10 protein-coding genes are annotated in these 12,562 nt (G+C 35.6%); 6 read left to right on the top strand and 4 right to left on the bottom strand.

Annotated features, from left to right (window positions below; all coding sequences use genetic code 11):
* Window positions 1-501: 501 nt before the first annotated feature.
* On the bottom strand, window positions 502-1,206 hold the full coding sequence (locus tag GQ593_RS07950; protein ID WP_160431557.1) for a lipopolysaccharide core heptose(II) kinase RfaY: 705 nt from the start codon (window positions 1,204-1,206) through the stop codon (window positions 502-504).
* Between the two features lie 190 nt (window positions 1,207-1,396).
* Here GQ593_RS07950 and GQ593_RS07945 point away from each other — a divergent pair, with 190 nt between their 5' ends.
* The gene (locus tag GQ593_RS07945; RefSeq protein WP_160431556.1) at window positions 1,397-1,693 is read left to right on the top strand and encodes a GIY-YIG nuclease family protein; all 297 of its coding nucleotides are present in this window, start codon (window positions 1,397-1,399) and stop codon (window positions 1,691-1,693) included.
* A 63-nt stretch (window positions 1,694-1,756) separates the two neighbouring features.
* On the opposite strand, the gene GQ593_RS07940 is transcribed toward GQ593_RS07945, so the two are convergent.
* The 3 genes from GQ593_RS07940 to argD form a co-directional block, all read right to left on the bottom strand.
* A complete protein-coding gene (locus tag GQ593_RS07940; RefSeq protein ID WP_160431555.1) occupies window positions 1,757-2,746 on the bottom strand; it encodes a serine/threonine protein kinase in 990 nt (329 codons plus the stop codon).
* 13 nt (window positions 2,747-2,759) lie between these two features.
* The gene (yihA, locus tag GQ593_RS07935) at window positions 2,760-3,371 is read right to left on the bottom strand and encodes a ribosome biogenesis GTP-binding protein YihA/YsxC (RefSeq protein ID WP_160431554.1); all 612 of its coding nucleotides are present in this window, start codon (window positions 3,369-3,371) and stop codon (window positions 2,760-2,762) included.
* A gap of 65 nt (window positions 3,372-3,436) precedes the next feature.
* Window positions 3,437-4,648 carry a bifunctional acetylornithine/succinyldiaminopimelate transaminase gene (gene argD, locus GQ593_RS07930; protein ID WP_160431553.1) on the bottom strand — a complete coding sequence of 404 codons (1,212 nt, stop codon included), beginning with the start codon at window positions 4,646-4,648 and terminating at the stop codon, window positions 3,437-3,439.
* 215 nt (window positions 4,649-4,863) lie between these two features.
* Here argD and GQ593_RS07925 point away from each other — a divergent pair, with 215 nt between their 5' ends.
* The 5 genes from GQ593_RS07925 to pflB all read left to right on the top strand — a co-directional run bounded on the left by GQ593_RS07925 (window position 4,864) and on the right by pflB (window position 12,312).
* Window positions 4,864-5,133 carry an oxidative damage protection protein gene (locus GQ593_RS07925; protein WP_065638777.1) on the top strand — a complete coding sequence of 90 codons (270 nt, stop codon included), beginning with the start codon at window positions 4,864-4,866 and terminating at the stop codon, window positions 5,131-5,133.
* An 8-nt stretch (window positions 5,134-5,141) separates the two neighbouring features.
* Entirely contained in the window at window positions 5,142-6,212 is a 1,071-nt protein-coding gene (gene mltC, locus GQ593_RS07920; RefSeq protein WP_160431552.1) for a membrane-bound lytic murein transglycosylase MltC, read from the top strand.
* 653 nt (window positions 6,213-6,865) lie between these two features.
* Window positions 6,866-8,428 (top strand): hypothetical protein, encoded by a 1,563-nt coding sequence (locus GQ593_RS07915; RefSeq protein WP_160431551.1) that lies wholly within the window; start codon window positions 6,866-6,868, stop codon window positions 8,426-8,428.
* Window positions 8,429-9,112: 684 nt separating this feature from the next.
* On the top strand, window positions 9,113-9,961 hold the full coding sequence (gene focA / locus GQ593_RS07910) for a formate transporter FocA (protein WP_237397718.1): 849 nt from the start codon (window positions 9,113-9,115) through the stop codon (window positions 9,959-9,961).
* Window positions 9,962-10,029: 68 nt separating this feature from the next.
* Complete coding sequence (pflB, locus tag GQ593_RS07905) at window positions 10,030-12,312, top strand: formate C-acetyltransferase (protein WP_160431550.1); 2,283 nt, start codon at window positions 10,030-10,032, stop codon at window positions 12,310-12,312.
* Window positions 12,313-12,562: the final 250 nt, after the last annotated feature.

Here is a 12,562-nt window from a genome sequence, read left to right as displayed (position 1 = left end):
TGGTTAAAACATGTGATAACTATCGTGCCAATCAAAAATTAACAACCCTTACTTACTAACAAATGAATGGGAAATCCGAAGACTATAGGTGCTTTAATGAAGATGTGATATTTCTTTTTTAGGTTATATTTTTGTAAAAAATATTCAGGATTCTATACCGTTTCGTGGTTATTTGACAATTTGCAGTATCTATTGGTTAAAACATGTAATAATCATCGTATCAATCAAAAAATCACAAAATCTATCCACCAACAAATATTTAACGATTTAAAAGATAGAAAATGATTTATTTACTTTTACGATTAAACCATATAAAGCAATTGTGGGTAAAAACGCCTTATACGTTTTAGCGGATTATTTGAATCATGAAGTATCATAATCGGGTAGTTTTACTACAATGAATACTATGGATTAATCGAAAGGTTATGTATTAATAACTAACGTTTGATGCTCGCATTAATTATCATTGTGAGTAACTAATTCCTCACAATGATAAAATGTTTAATCTTCTTTACCACGGATTTTACGAGATAACCGTTTAAATCCATGAGTAAATTTTTTAATTGCCATGGCAAAAAAAGGAACCTTAATTTTAATATTAAAACGTTCTTTTAATTCGATTGCGTCATTGGCTTTAGTTAACCAAATAAAACCTGAGTTAGTTAAATCAATGGCTTTGATTTTTCCTTCAGGTGTTAAGATAAAATTACCGCCATGGACATCATTAGAGACTAGGTTATAGCTGTGTAGTTTTTCTATGCAGTTTTTTATTTGCTCGCCATACTCTTTCATTTCTGCCCATTTTAAAGATCGTCCTTCAATATAATTGAAAATCATATAATGACGCTTTGTTTTTTGGTCGAAAGCAACCAAATAAAGTTCATAAGCAATATCACATTTATCAAGTGATATTTTGGCAAGTTTACGAATTAAATTGAAATAAAAATCACCTGTAATTTTAGCAATCAAGCGACGCTCTAAACGGTGTTCAACGCCACCATCAATTTTAAAAATAAATTGACTTTTATTATGATTGATTAAATAAGTATATCGCTCTAATCTATCGCTAGGATCGAGTAATTCATGATGCCCTTCTTCCGCCAAAAATTGGTCAAAAAGGTCTAGATAATTGATTTCATCATTTTGTACATAAGCGAATTTCATATCGCCACGTTGGATTTCAATAATTTTTGCAAAGTTATTCAAATTTATTGCCTTAAAATACATAAAAAATTATGCCTATCTTAAACATTATCCCCATTAAAGTAAACGAAGCTATCACTTTTGCATTACTCGATCCACTTTACACAAAAGTGACTAAAATCGGTGTTATACTGATAATAAGATGAAAATACTATTATTAACAAATAGATAAATCGATTATTCTTGATTATTTATGAAAAACAACGTATCAGTATGGTTTTTATATATTATTAGAACAGCAAAGCAATCATTGTACACAGGTATTACCACCGATGTTGCTAGGCGTTTGCAACAACATAAAAATGGTAAAGGTGCTAAACATTTAAAAGGTCATAAAGATCTCAGTATTGTTTATCAAGTTAATGTGGGTGATAGGTCAACTGCGCTTAAAATTGAGTATCGAATAAAGCAACTATCTAAGCAAAAAAAAGAGCGATTGGTTTTGCAACAACCTGATTTAGAACAGTTGTTGCTTTTAATTGCGTTATAAATGGTACACTTTAGTGTCTTAAATTGTAAAGCCTTAAGGCGAATTTTGTTGTTGCTTGATTTCTTAATTTGGTAACATTGCCATCAATTGTGGTGGTGATTTTATGGTAGTAATTTGCTGTGCAAATTCAATTAATTGTTGACGCCAAAAATCATCATCAGTCATCCATGGAAAGGCGATAGGAAAAGCAGGATCTTGCCAGCGTTCTAAAATCCATGCTAAATGATGAACCATTCTCATTGCTCTTAAAGGTTCAATAAGTTGTAATTGATGGTTATCAAAGTCATAAAACTCTTGATACATTTCAATTAGCATATCTAGCTGTATGCGTCGCTCTTGCTGATTGCCAGAAAGCAACATCCACAGATCTTGAATAGCAGGGCCATTACGCGCATCATCAAAATCAACAAACATTGCATTATCACGCCATAAAATATTACCTGCGTGACAATCGGCATGTAGTCGAATAGGTTGCCAATCGTTATGCCAGTATTGCTCAACGGTTTTAATTAATTGCGCTAAGGTTATTTTAAGATCGGATTGCAATTTCTTAGGAATTAATCGACAAGATAATAAAATTTCTTGAGGATGATAGAGATATTCTTCTAACCCAATAGTTGGGCGATGCAAAAAAGGTTGCTTTGCGCCAATTTGATGAATACGGGCAAGAAACATAGCCACCGATTCCATTTGTACTATATTATCTATTTCGTATTGTCGCCCCCCCACACTTGGGAACAGGGCAAACAGATAACCTTGATACTGGTGTAGTGAGGTATGATTAAATGTTAATGGCGCAATAACGGGTATTTCAGCATCAGCTAATTGCTGCGTAAATTGATGCTCCTCCAAAATCTGATTTTTATTCCAGCGAAGAGGGCGATAAAATTTCGCAACATAACGTTTGCGATCCTCATCTTGAAATTGATAAACTCGATTTTCATAACTATTCAATACGGTTAAACCAGAATCTACATATACGCCTATTGAAGATAAGCTATCAAGAATAAGATCCGGCGATAAAGATTGAAACGAAAATGTTGAACTATCCATTAAAGGATTTCCTTTATTGCTGACTAAACCATTCATCTAGTTTTTGTTTTAGCGCTTCAAGTCCAATGCGTTTAGGCGATGAAAAAGGCGCAACAGTAATATCCCCCTGAAAAGGTAAGATAGCTTCTTTGACCATGTTAACCTGTTTTTTTTGCGCACCAGAAGCCAGTTTATCGGCTTTAGTCAGTAATAACATAACAGGAATATCAACGGAAACTGCCCATTCGATCATCTGTTGATCTAAATCTTTTAAAGGGTGCCTTATATCCATTAATACAACCAGTCCTTTTAGGCTTTCGCGTTTTTGGAGGTATTCGCCCAGTGATTTTTGCCATTTTCGCTTTATGGCTTCCGGTACCTGAGCATAACCATAACCCGGTAAATCAACTAAACGGCAATTTTCTTCAACTTTAAAAAGGTTGATAAGTTGTGTTCGCCCTGGGGTTTTACTCGTTCTAGCGAGACCTTTTTGATTGGTTAAGGTATTTAGTGCACTTGATTTACCTGCATTAGAGCGACCCGCAAAAGCAATTTCGACACCACTGTCAATAGGTAGATGAGAAATATCGGGCGCACTTAAAATAAAATGAGTTTTGGCATAATTTAATGGGTGAAAATCGGTCATAAATAAGTATCCTTTAAATGCAACGGCACTTAATTGATTAAAATGCCGTTACTGTATAGAAAAACTTAAGCATTGACAACCTTTTCCACTGCTTTTGCAAATCGCAACATACCTTCTTTTATCTCATCATCTGAAATAATCAGTGATGGTGTAAAACGCAGCACATTTGGACCAGCATTTAAGATCATCACCTTAAACTCAGTGGCAACGTTCAAAAAATCGCGCGCTTTATTGTGAAATTTCGGTTGTAACTCTGCTCCTAATAACAATCCTTTACCTCGATATTCGCGGAATAGTTTAAATTGATCATTAATTTCTTCGAGTTTTTCAATGAACAGCGCACGCCGTTTTTGTACGCCGTCAAGTACTTCAGGGGAGTTAATAATATCAAAAGCTTCACAGCCCACCGCACAAGCAAGAGGGTTACCACCGTAAGTGGTACCATGCACGCCAGGATGCATGACTGACGCAATTTCATTGGTTGTTAACATAGCACTAATTGGAAATCCTCCCCCTAATGCCTTAGCTGAGGTTAAAATATCGGGTTTTATATTATATTGTTGATAAGTATATAAACTGCCTGTTCGCCCCATGCCACATTGTACTTCATCAAATACAAGTAGTGCTTGATGTTCATTACATAACTGACGTACACCTTGTAAAAATTCTGGTGTTGCTGACGTTAATCCGCCTTCGCCTTGTACTGGCTCTAATACAACCGCACAAGTATGGTCATCCATTACCGCTTTAACGGCATTAAGATCATTAAAAGGAACGTGAATAATATCAGCAGGTTTTGGTCCAAAACCATCAGAATATTTTGCTTGACCGCCAACAGATACAGTAAAAAACGTACGACCATGAAAAGATTGATAAAAAGCAATGATTTTGCTCTTATAAGGGCTATATCTTTGTGCTGCATAATATCGCGCTAGCTTAAACGCGGCCTCATTAGCTTCCGCTCCTGAATTGGCAAAAAACACACGCTCAGCAAAAGTATTATCAATAAGCTTCTGCGCAAGATTTAATGACGGTTCATTCGTAAAAACATTGCTGACATGCCATAACTTTTCACTTTGTTCATGTAGAGCTTTAACTAGTCTTGGGTGACAATGACCCAGCGCATTAACAGCTATGCCACCTGCAAAATCAATATACTCTTCACCATCTTGATCCCAAACTCGGCTACCTTGACCTTTAACAGGAATAAACTGAGCGGGTGCATAAACAGGTAAAATAACTTGATCAAATAGTTCTCGTGCAATTTTGGACTGCATTATTTAATCCTTAATTTATTTTTACTAAATAGCTTATGTTATTTTAAGCAAATTAACCGCCGTGTAAAGTAAATAATTATTCAGTTATTTTAAATTTATATTCATTTTGCAACGATATTAATTTAAATGCTGATTCAATAATTTTCTTCTTATCTACCATTATTTTCAGGTATAATCAGCCATTAGTTCGTTAATTGTACTTTAAAGAGATAAAAATGAGTCGTGTTATTTATTGTCATTATCTAAAAAAAGATGCTGATGGTTTGGATTTTCAACTTTACCCTGGTGAGCTTGGCAAACGTATTTTTAATGAAATATCAAAACAAGCATGGCAAGAATGGCTTAAAAAGCAAACGATGCTAATTAACGAAAATAAGCTCAATATGATGAATCCTGAGCATCGTAAAAAGATTGAAGCGGAAATGATTAAATTTCTATTTGAAGGCGAAGAAATTGTTATTGATGGTTATAAACCCCAAAATTGAGATATCAAATGACAAATAATAAAAAAATTCTCACATTACTCATCACTGTGAGCCTTTTATCGGGTTGCCCTAGCAAAAATTCGAAAAATCGTAATGATGATTATTATGTTAAAGATACCAATGCCTTTAATATTTTGATTAGTCAATATGCTAATAATATTGAACAAATTTGGGGACCTAAAGAAATTTTGATAGCTGGTCCTAAAGACTATGTTCAATATGAAGATAATTTACAAACGCGCGTCCATATTAACTTTGTTTCAGGTATGATTACGATTGAAACCATGTCTGAATCACCAATAGAAAATTTAAAAGAGGCGATAGTTTCGACCTTACTTATGCCTGAACCGGTGGATATTATTCGCCATGATAAAATCAGTCAAGATTTGTCTGGTGAACCATTTTTATATAATCAAGTATTGGATCAAGAACATCAACCTATTCGTTGGCCTGGTAGAGCAACTAGTTTTGCTGATTATGTGCTAGCCAATAATTTGAAACAACGAACATCAGGTATGCACCAAATTACTTATGTTGAAATCAAACTTGTGCCAAATCATATTAATCAGCGAGCTAGAAAATTCTTACCAATAGTAGCTGAAGCTTCTAATCGCTATTTTATTGATGAACGCTTGATTTTAGCCATTATGGAAGTTGAATCAGCATTTAACCCATATGCTGTCAGCCGTACTGATGCACTTGGACTAATGCAAGTACAACAACACACTGCTGGGCGTGATATCTTCAAATTACAAGGCAAATCAGGAGAACCAAGTCGAAAATTCTTACTCGATCCGCGTAATAATGTTGATATAGGTACAGCTTATTTATCTTTATTGAAAACGAAATACTTAGCCGGCATTAGTAACCCAATTTCATTAAGATACGCCGTGATTACATCTTATAATGGAGGAGTAGGAAGTGTGTTGCGTACGTTTTCTAACAATCGCAATGAAGCCATCAACATCATAAACTCAATGACACCACAACAAGTTTATCGAAAACTCGTCACTTCTCATGTTTCTCAAGAATCACGTAATTATCTAATAAAAGTCAGTAGGATTTTAGATAATAAATAAGCGGGTAACCAATATAAATAACTCCTCCTTATTATTTGTAACGAATAATAAGGAGCTATTCCATTCTAAAAAACAACAATGGTGATAAAGTTTAATTTATATCATTTTCTACTAAATCCCAACCCATACCAAACAGAGATGTTTGGTATGGGTATATTAGTTAGGAACACAAATTTGTCTGGAACATATTAAAGCATCTGAGCAAAACGAAGATAGCCTCGAAGTGGCGAGTATTAGGATGATGCAATTAAATATAAGTTGGTCATATTTTGTAGACAAAGCGTGAGTCGGTAATAAATTCAAGAGCATCCTAACTCGACCCTTGTCACTGCTGCTATTTATTTCACCAACAGCTCAACACATCCGAACCCCAAACCCGAAAATTATAAAAAACAGTTAAATAGAGTATTTATTTTATTATATTTTTTTGTTGTTTTTTAACAAAGACTAAGATTTTCAATCCCTTAAATCTTTCCCCAAAGCTTAACCCGCCTTTTTCTTTATATTTCCTTACAAAAAATCCCCAAAAAAACTAGCTAAGTTTTTTTAAGTCTTATAATCTTAACGGTAAAAATTAAGTTATCTTATCTTATAGGTTAACGAACATAAAAAAAGACAAGTAAAAAAATATTTTAATTAACGGACAGGATGCTATGAAGTATAATTATGGACAACTGACATGGCAAACCTATGCCTTAAATTTATCCAATAACCGCGTTAGATGGTTTTTTATCTTTTTCTCGTTTATATCATCAAAATTATCCACAGAATTATTTGCAAAAATCCCGTTGTCATTAGCGGCATTGTTGTTATTGCCATATTCGCAATGTTCCCAGTCATTAGTAGCGCATACTAGCCAAGTGATTCAAGGTAGTGCGCCGTATTTAACGTTTGATGGAGGTCAAACTAAAGTGACTACCATTGATGCGTTGTTGTTTATTACCTTGCCGGATGGTACAACGGTTACGCCATCAACCAATACATCAAGTGCGACAAATCCAATAAGGCTAATAAATGAAAGTAATCTTAGTAATATAGGGATGTTGGTGCCGCCGTCAACCAACTCAATAGGATTAGATGCACTTATTCGAGCGCCGTATAACTATTGGGGAGATGATGATGGAGATGGTCAGGGTACTAATGGGGTGACTGCAACGGGGAATTTATCGGTGAGTTTTACTGATAAGAATGGCAGTACAGTAAGTCGTAGTGATACATTAGATATATGTAGTGCACCTTATAAGGTAACATTAAGTAGTACAGATGGTAATTTAACTACCCAATATGGTATACCGAATAGCAGGAATTTCGGGGGTAGTACGGTGACGTATTATATCTATCCAAATGCACAGTCTAAAGTTTGTTACGCAAGGCCGAATCTTTACTATGGTGAAAATGAAGCGGCAGGCCCTGCTAGCATATGGAATTCTGATAATGGCTTTCTTACTCAGTCAATAAATCCATCATCTTATGGTCTTAATTTTCCGACAACAGGTGCTGATGGATTATATTTTGATTTAGATATAGGTGGAGTGGATGCAAGTCAATTGACCTGGTCGCCTGTTACTCATGGTGGAATAATGGCTACTGTGAGTTGGACACAGCCACGTTCGGACTCATTTACAAGCATGTGGGGAGTAACAGAATACGATTCATGGATTGATGATAAATCTCAGTATGTAACGCGGGTAACATTAAATGGTCCTAGAGCAAGTGATGCGCAAATACGGTTAGATAATCCTAGTCCACTTCGTAGACCTATTTTACCGCAGACCTTTGAATTAGAGGGTAGGGATAGAAGTGGTCATGTGGTGATTAAGTACGGTTTTGTATTGCAGAAGTGGTTTATCAATCGAGGTCATAAACTGAGGACTTATTCTGAACAATCATCGTGGTGTAGTAGTTTGGGGTATCGTTTGTCACAAGTCAGAGATTTAACCAATTCGAAATGTGGTAAGGATAAGTGGTTTCCATGCTTAGAAGGCATAGAGGGTGCCACGCCGTCATCAAGTGGTAATTATTTCCAGCGTCAAATAGGAGCAGGCTTTTTAACCGAGTGGGGCTACTTAAGTTATTACCCTGATGAAGTTTTCCAGACTAACAGCTTTTGTGTAGATTCTGACTATGGCAGCAAGGTTATGATCTCAAGTGAGTACTACGAGGTATCCTACATAGACACCTTTGACGAGCACAGTGTTATTTGCACTGCACCTTAGCTTTTAGCATTTAGTTCTTACTCATTAAGGCGCAGTGATACTTATATGACTGTAGTTGGTTAAGTTATAAAAGAACAACCCCGCCTCATTTTTGGGGGCAGGCAGAGCCTGCGAGCTTTGCGCTTTAATGACGGAAAATCAAAAAGCTCTTCCCCGACTGACGATGCCAAAGGAATGGTTGGCATTAAAAGGATCAGTCTTAAAGGTATTTGGGTCGGTAAGTTTTTGGATTTTGATACTAACGTTGTTTATTTTCCTAAAAAGGTTAAAATGTCCAAAACTTAACCATATCCACATAGGCTTTACTCAAATACAAAATCTCCCAAAAATACACTATAAGTACTTAATTTTACCAAAAAATTATTAATTAAAAAACTTAAATAAAATCAACATTCTACTTGAGCTATTTTTATGGAAAAACAGTTCAATTTTTTACAACACCAAAAAGCTAATCTAACTATTAATTTAGTGTTAGAATGCAACAATAAATAAACAACGTACGTTGCCAATCGTGGATAAGGTTCCCAGAAAACTTGCCTTACTTATTTTTTACGATAAGCAACTCTTTTAATAAACAGCGATTTTTTTAGTTTTAACATTTTTTAATAAAAAAAACGTGATCTGCTTCAAATTTTGAGTATACTATGCCTCTCATAAAACCCTAGTTTTTTTGAGGATGTTAGTTTGAGTATCGATAAACTTGTAGATTCCTATTCTCCCGCACAAATGACCCAAATTGCCGAAGATATTGGTAATTACAAAGTAAACAAACACCCATGTAGTACAATTTTATCCGCAATGCTTGCGGGTGTTTTTATCTCTATCGCTTTTGTATTTTATATTACCGTAACAACTGGAACCGCAACCGTTGCTTTTGGTTTAGCAAAATTAGTCGGCGGTATCTGTTTTTCATTAGGACTTATGCTGGTTGTTTGTTGTGGTTCTGACTTATTTACTTCAACCGTATTAACCATTTTACCCAAAATGACTCGCAAAGTGAGTTGGGCGAAAATGATCCGTAATTGGATTTTGGTCTATATCGGTAACTTTATTGGTGCTATACTGTTTGTCACAGTTATTTGGTTTTCTGGTCAGTATATGGTTGCTAATGGTTTGTGGGGATTGAATGTTCTACAAACTGCTGATCATAAATTACATCATACCTTTATTGAAGCTGTGTGTCTTGGTTTTCTCGCTAATTTAATGGTTTGTTTGGCTGCTTGGATGAGCTATGCTGGACGTAGTTTACTCGATAAAATGCTCATTATGGTATTACCTGTCGCCATGTTTGTCGCCAGCGGTTTTGAGCATAGCATTGCAAATATGTTTATGATCCCAATGGGCATTGTCATTAACAATTTTGCTTCTCCTGAATTTTGGCAAGCAGTTGGTGTGTCACCTGATGCATTTAAAGAGCTAACAGTCACACATTTTATATTTAACAATTTAATCCCAGTGACAATAGGGAATATTTTAGGTGGTTTAGCTGTGGCGCTACCTTATTGGGCTTTATATTTACGTAAGCCGCATTGATTTTATAATATTTACCCTCATATATGTGGGGATAAATAGATATTTTTGTAAACCTGAGGTGAAAAACTATGAGTAATTTAAACGAAGTACAAGCAGTTGCTTGGAAAGGCTTTAAAGATGGTGATTGGCAAAATAATGTTAATGTCCGCGATTTTATTCAAAAAAACTACACGCCATATGAGGGCGATGAGTCTTTCTTAGCTGGCGCAACTGAAGCGACAACTAAGTTATGGGATAAAGTAATGGAAGGCATTAAAATTGAAAATGCTACCCATGCCCCTGTGGATTTTGATACTAGTGTTATTTCGACAATTACTGCTCATGATGCAGGTTATATTGAAAAAGATTTAGAAAAAATTGTTGGTTTACAAACTGAAAAACCACTAAAACGTGCAATTATTCCGTTTGGTGGTATCAAAATGATCGAGAATTCATGTAAAGCTTATAACAGAACTCTTGATCCTTTAGTAAAAAAAATCTTCACAGAATACCGCAAAACACATAACCAAGGTGTTTTTGATATTTATACACCAGATATTCTTCGTTGTCGTAAATCAGGTGTTATCACTGGTCTTCCAGATGCTTATGGTCGTGGTCGTATTATTGGTGATTACCGTCGTGTTGCACTTTACGGTATTGACTACTTAATGCAAGACAAATTTGCACAATTCAATTCATTACAAGCAGATTTCGAAAACGGTGTTGATTTAGCAATGACTATGCAACGTCGTGAAGAAATCGCAGAACAACATCGTGCGCTTGGTCAAATTAAAGAAATGGCCGCTAAATATGGTTACGATATTTCAGCTCCAGCTAAAACAGCACAAGAGGCAGTGCAATGGACTTACTTCGGTTATTTAGCTGCGGTTAAATCACAAAATGGTGCAGCAATGTCATTAGGTCGTACATCGACTTTCTTTGATATTTACTTCCAACGTGATCTTCAAGCAGGGTTAATTACTGAAAAAGATGCACAAGAAATTGTTGACCATTTCGTTATGAAATTACGTATGGTTCGTTTCTTACGTACTCCTGAATATGATGAGTTATTCTCTGGCGATCCAATTTGGGCAACTGAATCTATCGCAGGTATGGGGGTTGATGGTCGTACTTTAGTTACTAAGACTTCTTTCCGTTTCTTAAATACTTTATATACAATGGGGCCATCACCAGAACCTAATATGACTATTCTTTGGTCTGAAAAATTACCAAGTGGATTTAAAGAGTTCGCATCAAAAGTATCAATTGATACTTCATCATTACAATATGAAAATGATGATTTAATGCGTCCTGACTTTAATAATGATGACTATGCTATTGCATGTTGTGTAAGCCCAATGATTGTGGGGAAACAAATGCAATTCTTTGGTGCGCGTGCAAACCTTGCTAAAACACTTCTATACGCAATCAACGGCGGTGTGGATGAGAAATTAAAAATGCAAGTTGGTCCTAAAGAAGCCCCAATCACTGATGAATATTTAGATTTTGATACAGTGTTTGCTCGTTTAGACCACTTTATGGATTGGTTAGCAAAACAATATGTAACAGCATTAAATGCTATTCACTACATGCACGATAAATACAGCTATGAAGCATCATTAATGGCGCTTCACGACCGTGATGTTATTCGTACTATGGCATGTGGTATTGCCGGTCTTTCTGTTGCGGCTGACTCACTTTCTGCAATTAAATATGCAAAAGTGAAAACTATCCGTGACGAAGATGGTTTAGCGACTGACTTTGAAATCGAAGGTGAATATCCACAATTTGGTAACAATGATCCACGAGTTGATGATATTGCTGTTGATCTAGTTGAACGTTTCATGAAGAAAATTCAAAAACTTAAAACTTATCGTAATGCAATTCCTACTCAATCAGTATTAACCATTACTTCAAATGTTGTATACGGTAAAAAAACGGGTAATACTCCAGATGGTCGTCGTGCTGGTGCTCCATTTGGCCCAGGTGCTAACCCAATGCATGGACGTGACCAAAAAGGTGCAGTGGCTTCATTAACCTCTGTTGCTAAATTACCATTTGCTTATGCTAAAGACGGTATTTCTTATACTTTCTCTATCGTTCCAAATGCATTAGGTAAAGATGATGATGTGCGTAAACGCAATTTAGCTGGCTTAATGGACGGTTATTTCCATCACGAAGCAACAATTGAAGGTGGTCAACATCTAAATGTTAATGTATTAAATCGTGATACATTATTAGATGCAATGGAGCACCCTGAAAAATATCCACAATTAACCATTCGTGTTTCTGGATATGCGGTACGCTTCAACTCATTAACTAAAGAGCAGCAAAATGACGTAATTAGTCGTACATTTACGCAAGCAATGTAAGTGCGACAAGAGGCGCACTTGTACGCCTAACTCTTTGATTTTTAATCAAAAGTTAGGCGGGCTATTAAGGTGAATAACTTTAATTAGCCACCCCTCGCAATATCTGAGTAGGACGGTATACAATGTCCGAAAGGATATTGCATAACCTATATTCGGTAAAGAATGTACCTTAGTCTGTGGGAGATAAATCTCATAACTAAAGAACAAAATTCTTTGGACAATTCAATTAATCCTATCTGATATTCTGGAA

The organism is Gilliamella sp. Pas-s25, from assembly GCF_009795885.1.
Classification (GTDB): Bacteria; Pseudomonadota; Gammaproteobacteria; order Enterobacterales; family Orbaceae; genus Gilliamella.
Note: the sequence above shows the minus strand (reverse complement) of the source record. Positions and strands in the feature narration are given on the sequence as shown.

What these genes read in the sequence shown, in the direction of transcription:
- GQ593_RS07945 (WP_160431556.1), top strand. Translation starts at nt 1,397, where the DNA reads ATGAAAAACAACGTATCAGTATGGTTTTTATATATTATTAGAACAGCA.
- GQ593_RS07940 (WP_160431555.1), bottom strand. Translation starts at nt 2,746, where the DNA reads ATGGATAGTTCAACATTTTCGTTTCAATCTTTATCGCCGGATCTTATT.
- yihA (WP_160431554.1), bottom strand. Translation starts at nt 3,371, where the DNA reads ATGACCGATTTTCACCCATTAAATTATGCCAAAACTCATTTTATTTTA.
- argD (WP_160431553.1), bottom strand. Translation starts at nt 4,648, where the DNA reads ATGCAGTCCAAAATTGCACGAGAACTATTTGATCAAGTTATTTTACCT.
- GQ593_RS07925 (WP_065638777.1), top strand. Translation starts at nt 4,864, where the DNA reads ATGAGTCGTGTTATTTATTGTCATTATCTAAAAAAAGATGCTGATGGT.
- mltC (WP_160431552.1), top strand. Translation starts at nt 5,142, where the DNA reads ATGACAAATAATAAAAAAATTCTCACATTACTCATCACTGTGAGCCTT.
- GQ593_RS07915 (WP_160431551.1), top strand. Translation starts at nt 6,866, where the DNA reads ATGAAGTATAATTATGGACAACTGACATGGCAAACCTATGCCTTAAAT.
- pflB (WP_160431550.1), top strand. Translation starts at nt 10,030, where the DNA reads ATGAGTAATTTAAACGAAGTACAAGCAGTTGCTTGGAAAGGCTTTAAA.